The organism is Saprospiraceae bacterium (genome assembly GCA_016715965.1).
Lineage (GTDB): Bacteria > Bacteroidota > Bacteroidia > Chitinophagales > Saprospiraceae > Vicinibacter.
Map to the genome: position 1 here is coordinate 2,478,822 of JADJXG010000001.1, position 21,752 is coordinate 2,500,573.

Below are 21,752 nucleotides of genomic sequence, written 5' to 3' on the forward strand. Positions count from 1 at the left end.
CCAATAAGTCTTATAAATCTAAGATTTAAAGGTTTCCCTTTTTGATTTGTCTGAAAAAAATTCTGAATTCTACATCTTCACGACCTTTCGGACCAACTCTCTTTCATCCGTCATGATTTTCAGCAAATAAGTTCCGGTAGGGAACAGGCTAAGATCAATAGCGGACTTTTGATGAGCAATGAGACTGGTTTTATCTCGCTTGTAAATTTTTCCGGATGCATCACACCAAATGAGTTGGACTTCTGATAGATTTTTATTGGATTGGAGAAATATAAAATCAGTGCTTGGATTCGGGTAGTGAAGAATATTTAGCTGGGTAGTTTCTGACTCTGTTTTGGTACTGTTGACAATGTCTTTTATCGGAAAGGAATAAATCCCCCTGGCATATGTTCCGGCGATCAAAACTCCTGTGACAGGATTTAATGCCAGGTCATTGACCGGTACGATGGGCATGTTGTTTCCCAATCTTTTCCAATTGTTGTTTCCATTTACCCTCGCGTACACGCCTGTCAGCGTGCCTACGGCCAAATCATCATCTGAATTTGATTTTAAAATCTGCAGGTCAAAGACTGGGTTCTCACTGAGGTCTCCACCAGTGATGTTGGTCCAACTGGTTCCATTGTCTGTGGTTTTATACACCATCGAACTCAATTGATCGTTGCGGTAACTCGAGGCCGTCACATAAAAGGTTCTGTCATCCTCATGGGAGCATTTGACCGAAGTGATGAGAGCTGCTGGCAAGCCTTGGTGGACTAGAATCCAATTCCTTCCCAGATTACTGGTGATCCAGACATTTCCACTGTTGGATCCCGCAATCAAAACGTTTGGATTGATTTTGGACTCATCCAAACAGGTCAGGGTGGGGGTCGAAGCTGTTTTATAAGGTCCGTTGCTGGCCAGATTGGGACTAATGGAATACCAATCCGGTGTCGTAGCCTGATCATTGGCATAGACTCTTTGGGCTCCGGCATACATTCGGTCTGCAGAATGATGACTGATCAGATATGGCATGTCCCAATTTTTACTGCCATTAAGACCTTCGGTAAAGCGGTCAAAAGAGATACCTCCATCCTGGGTCTGATTGAGCCCACCGTTTTGGGTCAATGCCCAAAAGATTAAAGGATCTGTTGGGTGGAAAGCGGGAAGAAATCCATCGCCCCCATATATTCTTTGCCAGTTTTCCATGTCAGTACCCTGGCCGCCACTGGTGCCATTGTCCTGCGCTCCTCCATAAAACCAATCTGGTCTGTGTGGATTGTAAGCCACGCGATAAAATTGGGTGCTGGGAATATTTTCAATGTCAGTCCAGGTTTCATTTTGGATGTCATAATGGTACAATCCGCCGTCTGTACCTAAGACAAAGTCACCATTGGGAAGAAACTCCAGTTCGTGCTTATCGGCATGCACATCATAAGTCCACCATGGAGGACTCTCCATTCTCCATTGGATCCCCCCGTCCCTGCTTCTGTATAAGTTCACTCCCAGCGCATACAGATCATCCGGGTCTTTCGGATTGACCGCCATGCGGCCAAAATACCAACCAAATCCTCCAAGGGCATCACAAGGGATGCTGCTTTCATCAAATAGAACTGGCACTTCATTCCACTGATTACCTGCATTGCTTGACTTGTACAGTTTTCCAAACTGATGGCCTCCCCCACAAAAGACACCGTCGTTGTACACCATTCTTGCATATATAATTTCAGGAGCCGCCTGACAAACTTCAATGGCAATTCTTCCAAAGATTTGATTTTCGATGCCATCGTGAATTTTCTGCCAACTGAGTCCTCTGTCTGTGCTGCGATAAATCCCACTACCTGTACCTTGCACCGTGCTGCTGCTGTCGTTCCTTACCCTGTGCCACATCGCAGCATAGATGACGTTTGAATTGTTCGGCTTAAGGCAAATATCAGTTGCACCTGTTGAATCATTCACATAAAGTGATTTGGTCCATTGCAAGCCAGCATCATGTGAGACATAAACCCCCCGATCAAAATTTCTGGTAAAGGGATTGCCCATTGCGGCAAGCCAGACAATCTTGGAATCACCGGGATCAACGATGATTTCATTGATTACCCGGGTCTCTGACAGTCCCAGATGATTCCAACTTTTGCCACCATCCAAAGATTTGTACAGCCCATTACCAACAAAAACACCGCCCGGAATATCGGGATCTCCTGTTCCGGCATAGATGATCTCAGGATCTCTTGGATCGATGGCAATGGCCCCAATGGCCAGATTGCTTGCCTGATCAAAGATGGGTTGCCAATGCATTCCTCCATCCGTTGTTTTAAAAATACCGCCGACAGAAAAGCCGGCGTACATGGTTTTTGGATCTGTGGGATGAATGGCAAAAGTGGATACCCTTCCTCCTATATTGGCAGGTCCCTGCAAGGTCCAACTGCCCTCAAAATCAGGGTTTCGCAAGGACATTTGGGCTTTTACCCGCTGGTAGAGTGCGGTTTTCTTTTGGATCAGTTGTTCGGTACCCGGACCAAATCGATCCTGCCAATACTGTTCACTTGGCTTAAGAGGCACATGGGTCGATGATTTTTGACAGGCCCAAAAACACAAAGAAACCAATGGGACCAGCATAGAATGCAATAATTTCATGACAGGAATTTAGCTTAATATAACGTTTAAAAAAGGGCATCGTTGATTTCAAAATTGAAAGAAGTCCATCAATCTATAAAGACCAATCAACCAGCCCATACTATTTAAATAAACCTTTGCTCCATTCTCTCCTGCCGTTTTTTGCGGGATTGAGCAGAGCGATACATGCTATACAAAAGTACAATCCCGATGGGTAGTAGAAAATTAGTGTATTTGTAAATGCTCCGGCTAGCATCGTCCAATTCTTTGATGGGTCTGGTTTGTACTGCTTTGGTGCGCAATTCAATAAGCCCCGAATCATCGCTGAGCCATTCGATTCCATTGACCAGAAGAGATACATTGTCTTCATTCACTTGCTGATTGCGTCCCTGACCCACCGGAAAATCTCCATCGCCAAAAACAATAATTTTAGCGCCCTTGCTGATTTCCAGCAAGCCACCCATGCAAATATTGCGCTCCTGAAAATCTGCCTGCGTCCATTGTCTTTGGATATCAATCATCAAAGGCACCTTTTCTGAAGCTGATTTGTCACTGCTCAAAACAAGAGGCGTCCACTGCTCATTGCCTTGATATCTGACCGGACTGGCAAACTGAAAGATTACCCGTTCGAGACCTTTGGTAACCGGATGGTTGGAAAAATTTTGTACCAAAGGCAAATAAGGCAGTTGCACAGGAGTAGAGAAAGAAAAAAAGCCGGAGTTCTGTTGCACTTGTACTGACCCACAAGCCACATCCCTCACCAATGCGCTGTCCACCAAAATTCCTTTGGTGTTAAGCCATACATCCAAACCTGTGCCGCCGGTCATGGCAAACCCTTGCTGTAAATTGGCTTCAACCTGGTTCATCGCAATGATCAGATTTCCTCCCTGTTCCAGATATGCATCGATGGCCGCAAAATGTTCTGCGGGAATGCTGTCAGAAGGTCTGACCCAGACTATGGTTTTGAAATCCTGCAAATTGGTAGAATCAGTGATGTAAATCGATTTCACGTCGTTCAAAACATCCAAGGATTGATAGACCTGTGCCATTTCCTGAAGGCTTGCTTCTCCATGTCCCTGAATAAAACCAATTTTAATTTTATCAGTTACGGTCAGTTTTTTGACCGATGTGGCCAAGGCATATTCCATGGCAGTACCTGGCTGAACCAATGGAATTACTTCCTTTTTGTCTTTATAACTGAGTGTCAATCCCAGAAATGCTTTTAATTGTTTGGCCTGATCTTTTTCGCGCACATTGATCATCACTGGTTGGATACCGGCTTTCATGGCCTCTTCTTCTTTGGTCTGATCGTCATTCGGAGAGATAAATTCATATTCGACCTTGCCGCTTGAAATGTTTTTAAATTCAATCAAGAGGTCAGTCAATGCTTCTGTGGTTTTGGCTACATCCACCGGCAAATCTTCAGAAAAATACGCTTTGACCTGTACTTTGTCATCCAGATTTTTTAGAATATCTTTGGTTGCCTTGCTCAAGGTGAACTCCTTGTTTTGTGTTAGGTCAAACCTGAGGGAAACCCATCTCGCTGCAATATTGATCACCAGAAAGCCAAGGATCGCAATGAAAATTTTGGAAAAATATTGGTTCATGACGACAGCATTATTTCTTTTTGGAAATGAGCCACTCTGCGGCGTAAAGACCGAGTAAAGTAAGCGTGATAAAATAAACCAGATCTTTGGTGTCGATCACCCCTCTTGAGATGGACTCCACATGTTCATTGACACTTAAATTATTAAAAAGTGTACCCAGCATACCTCTGGTGCTGGAACTCAATACGTCGAAAATAAAATGAAAAAATATACCAATAAACAGTGCCAATAAAAAGGCAACAATTTGATTATTGGTCAGGCTGCTTGCAAACAAGCCAATTGAAATATAGGCAGCACTCATAAAAATTAATCCCAGGTAGCCGCTGATGGTGGCTCCGTGATCTACATTGCCAAGTTGGCTGACAGAAATGTAATAGACCAGGGTAAATCCGAGGGTGATCAGTACCAACATCATGCAGGCAAAAAACTTACCCAGGATCAACTGCCTTGGGCTAACTGCCTTGGTGAGCAGCAATTCAATGGTTCCCGTTTTCTTTTCTTCTGCAATCATTTTCATGGTCAGTGCAGGGATAAAGAAAAACAAGGTCCATTTCGCAATTGAAAAAAACACCTGTAGATCTGCTTCTTTCCGGATAAAAATATCCCCACCATAAATCCAGGTAAAAAAACCACTGAATCCCAGGAAAGCTACCATCAGAATATAGGCGGTAAGGGAGTCGAAGAAGGATCCCAATTCTTTAAAAGCAATGATTTTAACATTTGAAGTCATATTGCATTGATTTTAGTTGATGGTTAAATCCCGGAAAATATCTTCCAGTTTGGTTTCCAGTGGAATCAATTCAAGTAAATCCAAATGTTGGTTTACACACAATCTGAATACTTCGCGATTGAGTGACAGATCAGAATTGGATTGAATTTCAAATCTATTTTCCGAAGCATTGATCACATCTACCATCCGGACATCCGGTAGCGTTTGCAGCAAATGAAATATTTGATCGGTGCTGGCACCTTCGATTCTTACTTTTAAAATTTGTCTGGACTCTGACTGTTTTCTCAGATTGGCCACTGTGCCGTCTGCCACAATTTTGCCTTTGTTGATAATCATGATCCGATCGCAGGTGGCCTCCACTTCTGGAAGAATATGGGTACTCAGAATAACCGTTTTTTCTTTGCCCAGCTCTTTAATCAAGGCCCTGATTTCAACGATTTGATTGGGGTCCAATCCGGTGGTAGGCTCATCGAGAATTAAAATTTTTGGATTGTGAATGATGGCCTGGGCCAATCCCACCCTCTGCCGGAAACCCTTGGATAGTTCGGCAATTTTTTTATGTTTTTCCACATCAAGTCCGCATTTTACAATCATCTCTCGAACCCTGACCGGAATCTCAGTGGAAGGAACCCCCTGCAACGCCGCACAGAATGCCAGATAGTCCATGACAGGCATGTCTTCGTAAAGCGGGTTGTGTTCGGGTAAATACCCGATGGCCCTTCGAATGTCCAGAGAAGAATGACTGGATACATCACCATAACGGATCTGCCCGGAATCCGGCTCTAAATATTGGGTGAGCATCTTCATGGTGGTGGTTTTGCCGGCTCCGTTGGGTCCGAGAAAACCAACTATCTCACCGGATTGAACCGAAAATGAGATGGAATCCACTGCCTTTTGATGATCATATCTTTTTGACAATGAAGAAACTATTAAATCCATATCATTGATAAGATTTAGGTGAAAAAGTGAAATTCGGGGCAAAATTATAAAAATTTGATTTTTGGTTATTTCTAATTTGACTCAGTGAAAACGGTATTTTGGCTTGAATATATGGACAATAAATTGGCTTTGGTGGCTGGGATCAGAGTTTGCCAATGAAACTTTCATATCATTTTAATTATATGTATAAAATATTCTTACTTTTGCAGTTAGATAAAAATTTAATCTGCAAAATGTTGGGCAAAGCCGCGCCCGGGTATGGAAGTAAATACTGAAAATCAGGATTTTGGAATGAGTGATCTGATTTCTAGCATCAGAAAATATGGTCTTCAGATCTATCACAGACGTTGGATGTTTGCTGTGATTTTCGTCTTCATTGGATCCGTGATGGTGTACCGCTGGGCCACTGACAAGGTCAAATACCTTGCGAAGATCAGTTTTATGCTCAACGATTCAGAAGGTTCAGTGGCGGGATTTAGTTCCATTCTTGGCCAGATTGGATTGCCCACTACCACCCAACGATTGAATTTGCAAAAGATCCTTGAAATAGCAAAAACCAGGAAAATAGGTGAGCGCCTTTATTTTAAGAAATTGATCATAGACGGAAAAGATGATTTGATGTGCAATCATCTGATCTCGGCTTTGGACCATGAAGGGAAATGGTTTTCTTCTATTCCATTCTTTGGAAAAGACAGCATGAGCGCTTATCGCTTTTCAGAGACATTTTTGGATTCTTCGCATCAGACACAACGACTCGCCATCAAAAATCTTCATGTTGAAATTCTCAAAAAATTAAGCACCAGTCTGAATGAAAAGACCGGAATCATGGAAATCGAATTTTGTATTTCCAACGAGGAGCTCGGTATTCAGTACATACGATCATTGTATGATGAGCTGAGTGAATTTTACATCAACAAAGCCATCGAAAAGCAAGAGGTAACTTTTCGAAAATTGCAGGAAAAAGTGGACAGCCTAAGATCGGTTATTTTCAAAAAAGATTATTCACTGGCTGAGGTAAAAGACAGTTACCGCAACACCTATCTCAATCAAGATGCAGTACCTGCGGCTCAAATCGACCGCGACATCCGGATGTTGTCCATTATTTATGGAGAAGCATTGAAAAATTTGGAACTTGCCTCTTTTAATTTGCAAAATAAAACTCCCTTTATACAGGTATTGGATTTGCCCATTGCTCCGCTGGATACCAAAAAGCAAAGTTTGTTTCAAAATCTGGTGATCGCTGTTCTGGTTTCATTTTTTGTAGGGATTGTTGTTTTGGTTTTGCAAAAAGTTATCAAGGAAAATTCTTAAGTAATCATTCATGAAAGTAGTCATTTTAGCGGGCGGATTGGGCACAAGGTTGATGGAGGAGACAGAATCAAGACCTAAGCCAATGGTGGAAATTGGTGGAAAGCCCATATTGTGGCATATTATGAAAATTTACGAGTCCCAGGGTTTCAACGATTTTGTGATTTGTCTTGGGTACAAAGGATTTCAGATTAAAGAATATTTCTTAAATTATTATTTATACAATTCCGATGTCACCATTGAATTGGAAAAAAACAAAGTGGATGTACATTATTCAAATACAGAGTCATTTAAAGTGACCCTGATTGATACAGGAATAAACACAAATACGGCAGGAAGAATCAAGCGCATTAAAGAATACACCAATGGCAAAACATTCATGCTCACCTACGGAGATGGTCTGAGCAATGTCAATTTAAAACAGCTCCTTGACTTTCATCGCCAATCAGGAAAGCTCGCTACTTTAACCAGTATTCAGATGCCCGGAAGATATGGGCAGATTGATATGGATGCAAAAGGAATCGTAAGCCGTTTTCAGGAGAAACCAGATGAAGATGGCCAATGGATCAATGGTGGATTTTTTGTGCTTGAACCGGGTATATTTGACTACCTGAAAGATGATATGGATCAGATTCAGTGGGAGAAAAAACCATTGTTGGAAATTGCCCAGGATAGTCAGTTGGCTGCGTTTAAACACAAGGGATTTTGGAAAGGAATGGATGCCCTCCGGGACAGAATCGAATTGGAAGAACTTTGGCAAAGTGGTAAGGCAGAATGGAAGTTATGGTAGAGGCACTAAAAGAGACATTCAAAAACAGGAGAGTTCTGGTGACAGGACATACAGGATTCAAAGGAGTATGGCTCATGGAGATGCTGGAATTTTTGGGGGCAGAAACTTTTGGTTATTCTCTGCTGCCTGAATCCACGCAAAATCACCATCGCATTATTGGAAAAACCTACAATGAACTTATTGCGGATATCTGTGATTTGGAAAAACTCCAGCACGCGATTGCCAGCTTTAATCCGGATGTAATCCTCCATCTGGCAGCTCAATCATTGGTCAGAAAGTCTTATGTTGATCCTTTGTTGACTTATCAAACCAATGTGATGGGAAGTTTGAATGTTTTAAAGGCTTCTGCTTCTGCTCAAAATCTTCGCGCAATTCTAATGGTCACCACCGACAAAGTCTATGAGAACCTGGAGACAGATTATGCTTATCGCGAGGGAGACAGACTTGGTGGTTATGATATGTACAGCTCATCCAAGGCTTGCTGCGAAATACTCATTGATTCGTATCGCAGAAGTTACCTGCCTCTTGCGGAGTATGGACACAATCATCAAATTCTTTTGGCTTCGGCCCGGGCAGGCAATGTGATTGGCGGAGGTGACTGGAACAGGGATCGTTTGATTCCCGATTTGATTTTATCAGCGGTAAATCATGCTTCTGTTCCGATCAGAAATCCCCATGCCATAAGACCCTGGCAGCATGTCATGGATTGTTTGTATGGTTATTTGCTACTGACCAGAAGGATGTTGTTGGCAGATAAATCTGTTTCTGGTGCATGGAATTTTTCGCCAAGTTCAGAAGACGTCCTGACTGTGATCCAAATAGCAGAAAAATGCGCGGAAATTTGGAATGAGGTGAAATTTCACATTGAGTTGAAGGACGATCATCCCCATGAAGCCAAGATTTTAAAACTTGATCCGGGCAAGGCAACGAGTCATTTGTCATGGAAACCCATCTTTCATTCTTCTGACACCATATTGCAAACGGTGCAGTGGTACAAATCGTGGTACAATCAAAATGAATGTCTGACCATGGCACAGATTGAATCCTATTTTAATTGTCAGGATAAATGAGGTTTATCACTACCATGATGGCGGATTTGTATCTGATAGAACCAGAAGTTGTTTCGGATGAAAGGGGCAATTTCTTTAGAACCTATTGTAAAGAGGAGTTTAGAAAGATAGGATTTGCCGAAGAATTCATCCAAATGAATCATGCATCCAACACAAAGACTGGAACACTTCGCGGTATGCATGCTCAATTGAAGCCTTATCAGGAGACTAAATTGGTACGCTGTGTGAGGGGCAAAGTTTGGGATGTTGTGGTTGATCTGAGGGAAAATTCGGATACCTTCCTGCAATATTTTGGAACCGAGTTATCAGAGGAAAATTTCAAATCACTTTTGGTACCAAAAGGTTTCGCCCATGGCTATTTAACCTTATCAGATCATGCGGAATTGATTTACCATCATACTGGTTTTTACACGCCGGGACATGAGTTTTGCCTGAGATACGATGATCCAATGATCGGAATCCAGTGGCCGCGTCCTGTTCAGCTGGTCAGCAAAAAAGATTTGTCTTATTCAAATATTGATCAATCATTTAAAGGAATATAAAATGAGTCATTGCAGATTTTGTAAAGCGGAATTGAAAGAAGAGCTGATAGATTTGGGTTCAGCACCCCTCTCCAACGCACTCTTGACAAAGGACAATTTGTCTGAATCAGAAATTTGGTATCCATTGAGGGTGATGATTTGTGGAAATTGCTTTATGGTCCAAACGGAGGATTACTCAGGCCGTGAGCATATTTTTCATGATCAATACGCCTATTTTTCATCTTATTCAAGCACCTGGCTGAACCATTCAAAATCTTATTGTCAGATGATGCAAAACAGATTTGGACTGGGGAGCGATCAGCTTGTTTTGGAGGTGGCCAGCAATGACGGTTATCTGCTCCAATATTTTAAGGAAAGCGGAATTCCTGTCCTTGGAGTTGAGCCGACCGCCAATACAGCACAGGTAGCTTTGGATAAGGGAATTGCAACGGTGGTCGATTTTTTTGGTACCAAACTCGCGCAGCAATTGAAAAATGAGCGCAGAATACCAAACCTCATCGTCGGCAACAATGTGTTGGCCCATGTTCCGGATGTTTTAGATTTTGTAACAGGCCTTAAAATATTATTACATCCGGAAGGAGTCATCACCGTTGAATTTCCGCATTTGCTAAAACTCATACAATTTAATCAGTTTGACACCATTTATCACGAACATTTCTCTTACTTCTCCTTTCATATTGTCAAAAGAATTTTCGAATCCATTGGATTGAGAATTTTTGATGTAGATGAGCTGGATACCCATGGAGGATCTCTCAGAATTTATGCGACCCATCAGGAAAACTCAAGCCATCTTACATCAGAAAATGTGGATAAAATGATTCGCAAAGAATCTGCCTTTGGGATCGAAAGCATGGATACCTATGCCCATTTTCAGAACAAAGTAAATTCCATCAAGAATAGGTTTAATCAATTTTTAATCGATGCCAAAATAAAAGGCAAATCGGTAATAGCTTACGGTGCAGCGGCAAAAGGAAACACGCTTTTGAATTATTGCGGCGTTCGAAAAGATTTGGTGCAGTTTATTGTGGATGCCTCACCGCACAAGCAAGGTAAATTTACGCCCGGAATGCACATCCCCATTTTGGATGAGAAACATATCAGGGATTTAAAACCGGATTATGTGGTGGTTTTGCCATGGAATATAAAAGATGAAATTGAAGAGCAATTGTTTTATATCAGAAGATGGGGTGGAAAACTCGTTGTGGCTATTCCCCAGTTAGAAGTTTTTTAGAATGCGCATATTGGTATCAGGTGGATCAGGCTTTATCGGAAGGCATGTTGTAGCGGAGTTGATTCGGCGTGAACACAGACCTGTCGTGCTTACCAGAAATCCACTCGCATTGAAATCACTCCATATTCCACAGGATGAATACGACATCATTGTAGGAGATTTGGAGCATTCATTTACGGATATGGAATTGGAGGGTGTAGGACACATGATTCACCTTGCCTGGACAGGACTTCCTGAATACAAGAAATTGTTTCACATTGAGCAAAATTTGATGCCTCAATATTTTTTTATTAGAAAAATGGTGACGGCTGGTATAGGACATATTGTCATCACAGGCACCTGTCTGGAATATGGTAAAATGGAAGGATGTCTGACAAGCGATCGCTGTCCAGTACCTCAACTTCCTTATCCCATTGCAAAGGATGCTCTGCGTAGATTTTTGACCATTTTGCAAGCAGAGATGAATTTTGAATTGAGATGGCTTCGATTATTTTATACCTATGGTGAAGGCCAGTCGCCCAATTCCATATTAAGTCAATTGGCCAAGGCAATTGAAGCGGGTGATCCGGTTTTTAATATGAGCAAAGGAGATCAACTGAGAGACTATCTTCCCGTTCATGAAATGGCAAAGCAAATAGTTGATGCCTGCTTGTTGTTAGACGGATCTGGTATTTACAATTGTTGTAGCGGTGAACCCATTTCTATATCAGAGCTGGTCGAAAATTTTGTGAAGGCTCATAATTCTGACATTCATTTGAACAAAGGCTATTATGATTATCCGGATTACGAGGCACATTCATTCTGGGGATATCCCGACCTAAAAAATATTCAATCATTTGAAAATTAATCCATGAATCCAATCGAAGAATTTAAGCAGGAAAGAAAAACCAGAATTGAATCGTACGGCTCCAATACAGAGTTATTGGATGCTGCACATCAGTTTAATGTTGTATCCAACAAAGAAAAATACTCATACAATTTTAACTGGATGGGAAGGCCCATTATTCAATATCCGCAGGACATGATTGCGATGCAGGAAATTATCTGGGATCTCAAACCTGATTTGATCATTGAAACAGGAATTGCGCACGGTGGTTCGTTGATCTATTATGCCTCTATCATGGAACTCATTGGACATGGAGAAATACTTGGAATTGACATCGACATTCGAGAACACAATAAAGCAGAAATTCTTCGTCATCCAATGGCAAAGCGCATTTCGATGATTCAGGGCTCCAGTGTCGATCAAGCCATCATCCAACAAGTGAAAGACATTGCCAAGGGAAAACAGAAAATTATGGTATGTCTCGACTCCAACCACACCCATGAACACGTGCTTGCAGAACTCCAAAATTACCATTCTTTTGTAAGCGTGGGAAGCTATTTGGTGGTCTTTGACACCATCATTGAAAGAATGCCAAAAGCCATGTACGATCGTCCATGGGATGTGGGCAATAACGCCATGACAGCGGTTGATGAATTTATGAAAACGAACGATCAGTTTATAATCGATGAACAATTGGATCTCAAATTGCTGATCAGCGTAGCTCCAAGGGGTTATCTGAAAAAAATAAAGTAATTCATTTTGAGCAGGATTGGTCACAATATCATTTCTAACCTCGGCTTGCAAGCCTGGCTCACGATATCACAGATCTTCCTTGTGCCATTGTATATTTATTATCTGGGTGTTGAAGCCTACGGTTTGGTTGGTTTTTACACCAGTTTGATGGCGGTGTTTTTTTTATTGGATTTTGGCTTTAGCGCAACCATCCATCAGGAACTGGCAAAAGAAAAAACCGATCTACAGGCCAGAATCTTTCGCATGGATTTGATGCGGACTTTTGAAATTGCGTATGTATTCATAGCAGTAACCGGGCTGCTAATTTTGGTGCTGTTGAAAGATACGCTGACGCATAGAATGGTCCGGGAATCTGATTTGGGAGAAGTGACCATCCAGCAAAGTATTCTTGCGATGGCATTGTTGCTTGCTCTAAGACTGCTTATGGGGCTTTATTCAGGTGCGCTCAACGGTTTGCAGCAGCAATTCAAATTAAATATCATTCTTATCTTTCTTGAGGTCCTAAAATTTGTTGCTATCATCTTATGTCTCCGTTTTTTTTGGAACCATATTCTAGCCTTTTTTATCATTAATATTGTCATTACAGTATTCACATTAATTATTTTAAGGAGATTGGTCTGGAATTATGAAAGAACTGAGCAATACCAAGCTAAGTTTAGGCTTTCGGTGCTGCGGCCCAGTATTAAATTCACCAGAGGGGTTGCGCTCATATCTACCATAGCTGCGATCATTTCGCAAGTTGACAAATTCGTGGTCTCAGGGATGGTGAGTCTTGAAGAGTTTGGTTATTATACACTTGCTTTTACCATCGCATCTATACCGATGAAATTTGTTGCTTCTGTTTCGGGGGCAGTGTACCCCAGACTGGTGCAAGAACATTCCCGTGGAAATGAAGAAAGTCTGGTAAAACTGTACCACAAAGCCAGTCAACTCATTTCTGTGGTTATTATCCCGGTCAGTTTAGGAATCTTTTTTTTTACCATCCCCATTTTGAATATTTGGTTTGGCAATGAGGTATTGACTACAAGAATTGAATGGCTTGTCAAAATTTTTGTGATTGGATTTATGTTAAACGGTCTGATGACCATGCCTTACTATCTTCAACTGGTGTACCGTTGGACTTCTTTATCCATCATTAAGAACTTAATTGCGATATTGGTTTTGGTTCCTTTGCTTTTTTACCTTGTATCTACTTTCGGTATCGAAGGTGCTGCGCTCATTTGGCTCATACTTAATCTTGGCTATCTCCTGTTAGAAATCCCAATATTGCATTCCCGTATTCTTCCATCCATTTTAAGACCATGGTATTTTAATTGTGTGTTGCTTCCATTGATTTTGGTGGGTGCATTGGGCTATTTGGGTCAATTCCTCTTTCTTCCAGGATCCTATTTTGGATTTTTAGAATGGCTGGTGATTGGTTCCTTGATGACAGCGGCAGTACTTTTGGTAAACCGGATAATGTCTGAACAGCCTTTGTGGAGTATAAAGGGATTGCTTAAACCATGAACTCCAAATTGACCATATTAATTCCGACAAGGGACCGGGAGGATTATTTACCCTTTGCGATTCAGTCTTGTCTCCAATCAAGCTATCCGAATTTGGAAGTCATTGTTTGTGACAATTCTTCAACAGCTCATACACGAGAAGTGTGTCATTTATTTTCGGATCCTCGTTTGAAATATGTAAAGAGTCCTGAATTCTTATCTATGTCAGCCAATTGGGAGTTTGCATTGAACCAAGTAAAGGAGGGATTTGTATCCATTTTAGGGGATGATGATGCCTTTTTGCAAGGTGGTATCGAAAAAGCCATGAATTGGATTCATCAATACCAGCTACCAGCGATCAGTTGGAGGCAGGCTTCTTACCGTTGGCCCGGAAATGAGTTTGCGAGAATCAAAGAGTTGTATCAGTTGCCCATCAGTCAGGGATTCAGTATCAGGAATCCCGGTTCCTATGTCAAGGCTGTTTTAAAGGCTAAACTTCATCCCAATCATTTGCCATGCATCTACCATGGGATCATTCATCTCGATTATATTCAGCAGGTGAAGAAACAGAGCGAAGGACTTTTCTTTCATTCCAGAATTCCTGATTATTACGCCATTGTTGCATTGTCTTGCGTGGTACCAAAATACATGTACAGTTATTGGCCAATTTCAATTGCAGGAAGCAGTCCTAAGAGCAATGGAAATGTTCAGCTCAGACTTGAAAGTAAATTTGAAAATTTGAAAAATGAGTTTTCAAAGGGAAAAGATGATGTCCCCTTTCACCCCTCATTGGAATTTGTACATCTTTACTCTATTTTAATTTGGGAATGTTTGTTGCAAGCATCGCAAAACGGACTAAAATCGTTTGACGGTTGGGTAAATCCTGATCGGCAATTGCAACAAGCCATCAAGGAAGCTGCGGCTTTTAAAGTTTTGGATCATGAATGGGATAAATTGTGTCAAATTGCCAATAAATTTCACCTGAGGAAGTTGAAAAAACCGGAGTACTTCAGGCGCCAATTTTACAAATGGCAATATCATCTCAAGCATTATATTTTTTTTTGGACCTCGAGCGTATTCATTGATTGTAAGAGAGAAAATATCAGCAATATCATGGAACTGAGTAAGATGCATGATAAATTGAAAAGCAAATATGGTCAGATACCTTTTTTTATATTTTACAATTTGATTCTACTTTACAGACATTTCCTGAAGCAGATTTCATTTAAAAGAAACAGACAAAATCAATAATTATTAATCATGGATTCGATTCCTGTATCTGTTCTCCTGTTGCTCAACTTTCTGGTTCTGGTGATTGGATATGGGTATGTTTGGTTTAGTGGAATTAAAAAACACATTGTTTTTACATTTAGCTGGGTGATCTTTTCTATCTATTATTTTTTGACCCCTTTGTATTTTTATTTCAGTGACAGGAAAACGATTTGGGGAAAAAGTGAGGAATTGTTGGGATTGGGGGAGGACATTTCTGGATTTTATGGTTTGGGATTTTTGTATTTTGCCATTGGACTTTTCACATTTTTCATCGGTTATCTATTTTTATACAAAACCAGCAAAGCCAGCTTGCACAAAATGGAATACGGCAGTAAGCATTGGATTGTTTGGATATTCTGGATTTTTTATTCCTTGATTCTGGTTAATTTTTTGCTCGAAGGGATCAACCCGATCGCCATTCTGCTGGGTGATGATTCTGAGAGGACACTTTCTGAGACCGGAGGCAGCCATTATTTAAAAAATCTATCTGATTCACTGATCGGTTGCATTATCATAGGATCTATTCTTAAACTCAACAAGCGTTCTTTGATATTAATGACTGTGTTTGGTGTGGTCTTATTTCTCCTGATGGGTTTCAGATATCGTCTGATTTTAGTTTTTCTTGGCTTGTTGATTCCATGGCTGGCTACGGTAAAATTCAATTTTAAAAGGGCTTTCCAATTCGCGGGTGTTTTGGCAATTGCATTTTATTTGATTTTGTTTGTTACCTTCAATAGATTTCGATTTGTATATGGCCAATGGGATGAATTGGACTATACTTTTACAGGTGCAGGAGTGGTGGAAACTTTGACAGAACAAACCAGAGGGTCTTTGGATGATATCAATATTCTCAAATATTATTCAACAAACGAAGATGCCAAATATGATTATGGATTGACTTTTTTATTTTTCGTCGTGCGCGCTGCTCCAAGGGCATTTTTTGGAGATTGGAAAGACAGCATGTACCCACCTCCCGCTTTCAAAATAATCAACGAAGCTTATAACCTTCCACCTTATTGGGGAAATACAGGCGAAGCGCCGCTTTTTTTAGCTTACTTTTATATGGCGGGAGGCTTTCTTGCTTTAATTATTTTGTGCTTTGTCACCGGATTATTCATCCGATTTTTCTCTGGAGGCTTGATGGTTACTGATCCACGGCATTTAAGTTTTATGACCATCCTTTGCTGTGCCTTATTTATGTGGTACACCCGTGGTTACTTTCCACAGTTTGTGGATCATTTGTTTTTCCTTCTGATTCCGTTTTGGGTTTATTTTAAAATTTTGAAGCATGCCAAGCAATAGACCCGTTTTGTTTATTGGCAACCTGCCTCCACCTGTCAATGGTCAGTCGTTGGCATTTGAGCTGGCTTACACTCAATACAAAGGAGACAAATACTTGATTTCTCAGAATTTTGAAGGCAAGAATTTTTGGATTAAATTAATTGGTACTGCAGCAGTTTGTTTCCGCTATTTGTATTTTTGCTGGTTCAAGAAGCCTTCTCTTTTGTATCTGGTTGGCTCTACTTCTATCCTGGGAGCCTGGAAGGATTTATTTTGTATCTGGTGCTTTTCAATGAGGAAAGTGAAAGTGATCGTCCATATTCATGGTTCGGGATTTGGTTTGTTTCTTAATAAATATCCTTCCTGGATCCGTAACTGGGTAAGAGGTATGTATCGAAAGGTGAGTCAATTTTTTATTTTGGATGAGATGATGAGTTTAGAATACCTTTCACTGGGAAATGATGTTGTTACCAGAGTGGTGCGCAATTTTTATAATCCCTGTCTGGATGATTTTACATTCACAGAAAGATCCACTCAGAAAATTAAAATAGGGTATTTGTCAAATATCTATTACCTCAAGGGAATTTTTGTTTTGTTGGATGCCTTCGAAATCATAATAAGAGAATATCCAGATCTTGAATTGCACATCGCTGGTAAAATATTATCTGATCAGCATTTGTCACTTGCAGAATGTCGCAAGAAGTTTTTATCAAGGGTGGACGGTATTCCCAATGTATTTTACCACGGAGAAGTCTATGGTGTTGCTAAATGTGAATTCTTGAATGAGGCAAATATTTTTGTTTTTCCGAGCATTCATCCAACGGAAGGAATTCCTTTGTCTATTCTCGAAGCGTTCAGAAGCGGTTGTGCGGTGATTGCTTCAGATACGCAATATATATCTGCATTGGTGACCCGGAAGGAAGGCCTTTGTTTCAAAACAGGATCTGTTGAGGATTTGGTAAGCTGTTTGAGGATTTTTATAAATGATCCGCATGGTTTGAAACTTATTTCTTCGCACAATGTCGATCATGCAAAGACCAATTTCAGTCCGAATCAATACATTCAATCCATTGAGAATGGGATCAAAGAAGAATTGAACAATTAATGTGCGGAATATTTGGAGCGATCGGTAAAAAATGCAATGTTTCCCCGGAAGCTGTGTTCCAATTGTTGAAGCACAGAGGTCCAGATGACAGAGGATTTTACAAAGATGAACAGCTCTTATTGGCGCATGTCAGATTGTCGATCGTCGATTTGAGTTCCGGTGGTCATCAGCCAATGTTCAGTGCGGATGGTAATTTTGTATTGGTTTTTAATGGCGAAATATACAATTATCTGGAACTTAAAAAGGAGTTGGAAAGAGATTTTACTTTTAACACAGAAAGTGATACCGAAGTCTTATTGTGCGCATTGATCAAGTGGGGAATGGCTTGTCTCAATAAATTGAACGGAATATTTTCATTTGCCTTTTACAACATAGCAGAAAAGCGTCTATGGTTGTGCAGAGATCAGTTTGGTGTAAAACCACTTTATTACTTTCATGATGACACTGGATTTTATTTCGCCTCAGAAATAAAGGCCATCACTGCGTTTGTTCATCCTGTTGGCATAAACACTGAAGGATTGTACAATTACCTGTATTTTATGTATTCGCCGGGAGAAACTGCGTTTCTTGATAATTTGTATAAACTTCCCGGTGGTCATTTTCTTGAGTTTGACCTTTCCATCAATCAGCACAAGGTAATAAAATATTTTCAGCTTCCTCTGGCGCAAAATGTTGTCAAACTTACCGCACTTGAAGAATCAATGCGCCTTCTGGAATCGATATTGTTAAAAAATATCGAACTCCAACTGAATGCGGACGTTCCTGTTGGATTCATGCTCTCAGGTGGCTTGGACAGCAGTTTGATTTTGGCCATGGCAAAAAAAATTCAGCCCAATACGGATTTTACTGCATATACCATTGCTGCTTCCACCAATTTTCTGAATGAAGGATTTTCAGACGATGTGCATTTTGCAAAATTGGTTTGTAGGCATCTGGGTGTTCGACACAAGATCATTGAAAATGACAATTTTGAAATGGAAGACATTGACCAATTGATTTATCATTTGGAAGAACCTCAGGCAGATATCAGTTCTTTCTTGGTGGGCCGAATCGCGCAACAAGCGCGTCAGGATGGAGTTTTTGTTTTGATGAGCGGAGCTGGGGGAGATGATTTTTTTTCTGGTTACCGCAGACACCAGGCCATTTATTATCAAAAGACGTTGGGTTGGTGGCCCGGCAGTTTTGTAATGTTAAAATATATTTCAGCTTGCCTGGGAAAGAACAGTTCGATCAATAGAAGACTCAACAAATTTTTAAAATCATTTTCTTCAGATGGGCGCCAGTTAAATCTGGCATCTCTCTATGGTTGGATTGATTTTGATCAACTTAAATCTCTTTTAAATGATGCCCTCATTTTGGATCAGTGGATTGATCATCCAATTCGTCTGTACGAGACTGAATTTCAGAATTTACCTGCAGAGAATACATTAAACAAACTTTTGTATTTGGATTCGAAGTACTTTTTGCCCGATCACAATTTGAATTACAACGACAAATTATCCATGGCCCATGGAGTAGAACTTAGAGTACCCCTGGTCAACATGGATCTTGCGAATTTTACAGCCAATCTTTCTGTTGAGTTTAAAATGAAAGCGGGAGAAACCAAATTCATTTTAAAAAAACTTGCAGAGAAATACCTGCCCGAAAAAGTAGTCTATCGATCAAAAACGGGATTTGGCGGACCTGTGCGATCCTGGTTTGATAAGCCCAATGGAGAAAAATTCTTAGACTTACTCGATAGCAATAAGCACTATTTCAATAAAATTTTCAATGTTGAGAAACTGAGGAATCTTTATGATCTCAATCTAAAGGGTGAAGTCGATGCTTCTTATACTTTGCTGGGTGTTCTTTTCGTAGAATCCTGTTTGCGCCAATTTTATTTTAATGCTGGAGAATTAAAAATTAACTCATGAAACAAATTATACAAAACTTGTCTGATGGATCTACTTATCTGATCGAAACAGAAAATCCTTCGCCCTCTGAATTTGAAGTTTTGATTCAGAATTCGCATTCTTTGGTTTCATCCGGTACAGAAAAGATGTTGACGGAATTTGGTAGAAAGTCCTGGTTGGGTAAAATTAAATCACATCCTGATCAATTTTTTCAAGTTTTGGAGAAGATTCAATCAGAGGGATTGATTCATACCTATCGCAAGGTGAAGTTAAAATTGGATCAGCCCATTCCACTTGGCTATTCAAGTGCCGGAGTTGTTATTGCGGTGGGAGAGAAAGTGAGAAATTTTAGGCCAGGTGATCGGGTTATATCTAATGGTTCACATGCTGAATTGGTCTGCATTTCGGAAAATTTGGTGTGTAAGATTCCGGAAGAACTTAGTTTTGAGCAGGCTGCATTTACAGTAGTTGGTGCCATCGCTTTGCATGGAGTGCGTTTGGCAACTCCTGAAATTGGTGAAAAAATCGTGGTGATTGGTTTGGGCTTAATTGGTTTATTGACGGCACAGATTTTGAGGATTGGTGGAGCCGATGTCATTGGAATCGATATCGATCCAAGCAAGGTTGAGTTGGCTAATAATTTGGGAATTGCGGCTTTTACTTCAATAGATTCTGATCAAACCATCCGTGAGATATTATATTGGAGCGCTGGGTTGGGAGTCGATGGGGTGGTCATAACCGCGAATTCTTCATCCAATTTGATTATCCACCAAGCCTCGCAGATGTGTAGAAAAAGAGCGCGTATTGTTTTGGTAGGCGTCGTTGGACTTGATTTAAAGAGAGATGATTTTTATAAAAAAGAAATAAGTTTTCAGGTTTCTTGTTCTTATGGTCCGGGTCGGTATGATTTAAATTATGAGACAAAGAACCTGGATTTTCCACACGAGTATGTAAGGTGGACGGAGAATCGCAACTTTGAAGCAGTTTTAAAATTGATGCAATCAGGACAGCTGCAAGTGGAAAAATTAATTTCAGGTATTTTTTCTCTGGAAGAATATGATCAGGTGTATGGGCAGCTCGGACAACAGGATAAGCCTGCAATTCTCTTCAAATATCATCCTCCAATAGAGAAGAAACAGATTCAGAAAATTCAAACAAAAATTTCAGGACATCCAGATAAGGCAGGCGTTTCAATAATAGGCTCAGGTTCATTTGTAAGCAATGTTATACTTCCGACCCTCAAAAAACTGGATGCAAATTTGGTTTCGATTTATAGTTCTAATGCTGCACAAGTAGGATTTTTAGCTCAGAAATACAAGATACAGAAAATTCAGTCTGACACAAAATCTGTATTTTTGGATTCAGATATTCAGGGAGTAATTATAGCCAACAGGCACAAGTATCATGCGGCTTTAGTCGCAGATGGTTTGCAGAATCATAAAAATATTTTTGTGGAGAAACCTTTGGCGCTAAGTTTTGAAGAATTAGATCGGATTAAAAAGGAATTATTAGAGAGCAGGGGATCTCTGATGGTAGGTTATAACCGGAGATTCTCCAAATTTTCACAGTATCTTAAAATGCAGCTGATGCAAAGCAAAGCTCCCGTTCAGTTGGTGGGCATTATAAATGCAGGAAGCATTCCAATGGATCATTGGATTCAGGATCCGGAGTTGGGTGGAGGTAGAATCATAGGTGAAGCATGTCACTATTTTGATTTGTTCATTTACTTGACGGGTAGTTTTATTTCTGAAGTATTTGCAAATTCGATGGGTGATCACCATTTGTACACCGATCATGCGACCATTCTATTAAAATTCGAGAATGGGTCATCTGCTACCATCCATTATTTTTCGAACGGTTCGAGCAAGTATCCAAAAGAGCGAATCGAAGCACATCAATTGGGAAAGACGTTTGTGATTGATAACTTTCAGTCTGTTTCCAGCTACGGAGCTAAGAATCACTTTTCATCCCGAGGTTTGGACAAAGGTCATCTTTTGCAATTTAAAGAATGGTTAAAATTGTTAAAGGAAGGTGGTTCACCCCTCATCCCATTTGATGAACTTTACAATTCAGCCTATGCAGTATTACAATCCTTGAAGTCGCTTCAGACCGGAATGCCGTTTAAATTGTCACAGACTATGCCTTGACAAAGATTTTTTGAAAGACTTTGATTTTGGAAATAGTTCTACACGAAAAGTTTAATTAAAGTTATTTCCAGTCAAGGGTCGTTTTATTTTGGATTCTGAACTAGCGCAATAAAATATACACCAGTGTTAGTTTCATTTTGTGAGTCAATTGAGTTTTCTTGATTTTGGCCTGGATGAACACAG

Annotated in this window: 17 protein-coding genes; 13 read left to right on the forward strand and 4 right to left on the reverse strand. The window is 40.4% G+C overall.

Features of this window, described 5'->3' with window-relative positions:
• Positions 1-69: 69 nt before the first annotated feature.
• From IPM48_09280 to IPM48_09295, 4 genes are all read right to left on the reverse strand, one after another.
• A complete protein-coding gene (locus tag IPM48_09280; GenBank protein ID MBK9271779.1) occupies positions 70-2,613 on the reverse strand; it encodes a T9SS type A sorting domain-containing protein in 2,544 nt (847 codons plus the stop codon).
• Between the two features lie 104 nt (positions 2,614-2,717).
• Complete coding sequence (locus IPM48_09285; GenBank protein MBK9271780.1) at positions 2,718-4,199, reverse strand: Gldg family protein; 1,482 nt, start codon at positions 4,197-4,199, stop codon at positions 2,718-2,720.
• 10 nt (positions 4,200-4,209) lie between these two features.
• Positions 4,210-4,929, reverse strand: coding sequence for an ABC transporter permease subunit (locus tag IPM48_09290; protein MBK9271781.1), 720 nt, complete (start codon positions 4,927-4,929; stop codon positions 4,210-4,212).
• A gap of 12 nt (positions 4,930-4,941) precedes the next feature.
• A complete protein-coding gene (locus tag IPM48_09295) occupies positions 4,942-5,868 on the reverse strand; it encodes an ATP-binding cassette domain-containing protein (GenBank protein ID MBK9271782.1) in 927 nt (308 codons plus the stop codon).
• A 258-nt stretch (positions 5,869-6,126) separates the two neighbouring features.
• On the opposite strand from IPM48_09295, the gene IPM48_09300 reads away from it, so the two are divergent.
• From IPM48_09300 to IPM48_09360, 13 genes are read left to right on the forward strand one after another with little or no spacing between them, the layout of a single operon-like run.
• On the forward strand, positions 6,127-7,179 hold the full coding sequence (locus tag IPM48_09300) for a hypothetical protein (GenBank protein MBK9271783.1): 1,053 nt from the start codon (positions 6,127-6,129) through the stop codon (positions 7,177-7,179).
• Between the two features lie 10 nt (positions 7,180-7,189).
• Positions 7,190-7,966 carry a glucose-1-phosphate cytidylyltransferase gene (rfbF, locus tag IPM48_09305; GenBank protein ID MBK9271784.1) on the forward strand — a complete coding sequence of 259 codons (777 nt, stop codon included), beginning with the start codon at positions 7,190-7,192 and terminating at the stop codon, positions 7,964-7,966.
• Positions 7,960-9,036, forward strand: a complete 1,077-nt coding sequence (rfbG, locus tag IPM48_09310) for a CDP-glucose 4,6-dehydratase (GenBank protein MBK9271785.1) — start codon at positions 7,960-7,962, stop codon at positions 9,034-9,036. Before rfbF ends, rfbG begins: the two co-directional genes overlap by 7 nt.
• Positions 9,033-9,578: a dTDP-4-dehydrorhamnose 3,5-epimerase gene (rfbC, locus tag IPM48_09315; protein MBK9271786.1), complete on the forward strand. Its 546-nt coding sequence runs from the start codon at positions 9,033-9,035 to the stop codon at positions 9,576-9,578. Before rfbG ends, rfbC begins: the two co-directional genes overlap by 4 nt.
• A gap of 1 nt (position 9,579) precedes the next feature.
• A complete protein-coding gene (locus tag IPM48_09320) occupies positions 9,580-10,809 on the forward strand; it encodes a class I SAM-dependent methyltransferase (GenBank protein MBK9271787.1) in 1,230 nt (409 codons plus the stop codon).
• A gap of 1 nt (position 10,810) precedes the next feature.
• Positions 10,811-11,656, forward strand: a complete 846-nt coding sequence (locus IPM48_09325) for an NAD-dependent epimerase/dehydratase family protein (GenBank protein MBK9271788.1) — start codon at positions 10,811-10,813, stop codon at positions 11,654-11,656.
• Positions 11,657-11,659: 3 nt separating this feature from the next.
• Positions 11,660-12,388, forward strand: a complete 729-nt coding sequence (locus tag IPM48_09330; protein MBK9271789.1) for a cephalosporin hydroxylase family protein — start codon at positions 11,660-11,662, stop codon at positions 12,386-12,388.
• Between the two features lie 6 nt (positions 12,389-12,394).
• Positions 12,395-13,894 carry an oligosaccharide flippase family protein gene (locus IPM48_09335; GenBank protein ID MBK9271790.1) on the forward strand — a complete coding sequence of 500 codons (1,500 nt, stop codon included), beginning with the start codon at positions 12,395-12,397 and terminating at the stop codon, positions 13,892-13,894.
• Positions 13,891-15,123, forward strand: a complete 1,233-nt coding sequence (locus tag IPM48_09340; GenBank protein MBK9271791.1) for a glycosyltransferase family 2 protein — start codon at positions 13,891-13,893, stop codon at positions 15,121-15,123. The genes IPM48_09335 and IPM48_09340 overlap by 4 nt, the downstream gene beginning before the upstream one ends.
• 9 nt (positions 15,124-15,132) lie before the next feature.
• The gene (locus tag IPM48_09345; protein MBK9271792.1) at positions 15,133-16,446 is read left to right on the forward strand and encodes an oligosaccharide repeat unit polymerase; all 1,314 of its coding nucleotides are present in this window, start codon (positions 15,133-15,135) and stop codon (positions 16,444-16,446) included.
• Positions 16,433-17,530 carry a glycosyltransferase family 4 protein gene (locus IPM48_09350; GenBank protein ID MBK9271793.1) on the forward strand — a complete coding sequence of 366 codons (1,098 nt, stop codon included), beginning with the start codon at positions 16,433-16,435 and terminating at the stop codon, positions 17,528-17,530. Before IPM48_09345 ends, IPM48_09350 begins: the two co-directional genes overlap by 14 nt.
• On the forward strand, positions 17,530-19,443 hold the full coding sequence (asnB, locus tag IPM48_09355) for an asparagine synthase (glutamine-hydrolyzing) (protein ID MBK9271794.1): 1,914 nt from the start codon (positions 17,530-17,532) through the stop codon (positions 19,441-19,443). The genes IPM48_09350 and asnB overlap by 1 nt, the downstream gene beginning before the upstream one ends.
• Positions 19,440-21,569 carry a bi-domain-containing oxidoreductase gene (locus IPM48_09360; protein MBK9271795.1) on the forward strand — a complete coding sequence of 710 codons (2,130 nt, stop codon included), beginning with the start codon at positions 19,440-19,442 and terminating at the stop codon, positions 21,567-21,569. Before asnB ends, IPM48_09360 begins: the two co-directional genes overlap by 4 nt.
• Positions 21,570-21,752 lie beyond the last annotated feature (183 nt).

Excerpts from the sequence above, each read along its gene's own strand:
- IPM48_09280 (MBK9271779.1), bottom strand. The coding sequence starts at position 2,613 with ATGAAATTATTGCATTCTATGCTGGTCCCATTGGTTTCTTTGTGTTTT.
- IPM48_09285 (MBK9271780.1), bottom strand. The coding sequence starts at position 4,199 with ATGAACCAATATTTTTCCAAAATTTTCATTGCGATCCTTGGCTTTCTG.
- IPM48_09290 (MBK9271781.1), bottom strand. The coding sequence starts at position 4,929 with ATGACTTCAAATGTTAAAATCATTGCTTTTAAAGAATTGGGATCCTTC.
- IPM48_09295 (MBK9271782.1), bottom strand. The coding sequence starts at position 5,868 with ATGGATTTAATAGTTTCTTCATTGTCAAAAAGATATGATCATCAAAAG.
- IPM48_09300 (MBK9271783.1), top strand. The coding sequence starts at position 6,127 with ATGGAAGTAAATACTGAAAATCAGGATTTTGGAATGAGTGATCTGATT.
- rfbF (MBK9271784.1), top strand. The coding sequence starts at position 7,190 with ATGAAAGTAGTCATTTTAGCGGGCGGATTGGGCACAAGGTTGATGGAG.
- rfbG (MBK9271785.1), top strand. The coding sequence starts at position 7,960 with ATGGTAGAGGCACTAAAAGAGACATTCAAAAACAGGAGAGTTCTGGTG.
- rfbC (MBK9271786.1), top strand. The coding sequence starts at position 9,033 with ATGAGGTTTATCACTACCATGATGGCGGATTTGTATCTGATAGAACCA.
- IPM48_09320 (MBK9271787.1), top strand. The coding sequence starts at position 9,580 with ATGAGTCATTGCAGATTTTGTAAAGCGGAATTGAAAGAAGAGCTGATA.
- IPM48_09325 (MBK9271788.1), top strand. The coding sequence starts at position 10,811 with ATGCGCATATTGGTATCAGGTGGATCAGGCTTTATCGGAAGGCATGTT.
- IPM48_09330 (MBK9271789.1), top strand. The coding sequence starts at position 11,660 with ATGAATCCAATCGAAGAATTTAAGCAGGAAAGAAAAACCAGAATTGAA.
- IPM48_09340 (MBK9271791.1), top strand. The coding sequence starts at position 13,891 with ATGAACTCCAAATTGACCATATTAATTCCGACAAGGGACCGGGAGGAT.
- IPM48_09345 (MBK9271792.1), top strand. The coding sequence starts at position 15,133 with ATGGATTCGATTCCTGTATCTGTTCTCCTGTTGCTCAACTTTCTGGTT.
- IPM48_09350 (MBK9271793.1), top strand. The coding sequence starts at position 16,433 with ATGCCAAGCAATAGACCCGTTTTGTTTATTGGCAACCTGCCTCCACCT.
- asnB (MBK9271794.1), top strand. The coding sequence starts at position 17,530 with ATGTGCGGAATATTTGGAGCGATCGGTAAAAAATGCAATGTTTCCCCG.
- IPM48_09360 (MBK9271795.1), top strand. The coding sequence starts at position 19,440 with ATGAAACAAATTATACAAAACTTGTCTGATGGATCTACTTATCTGATC.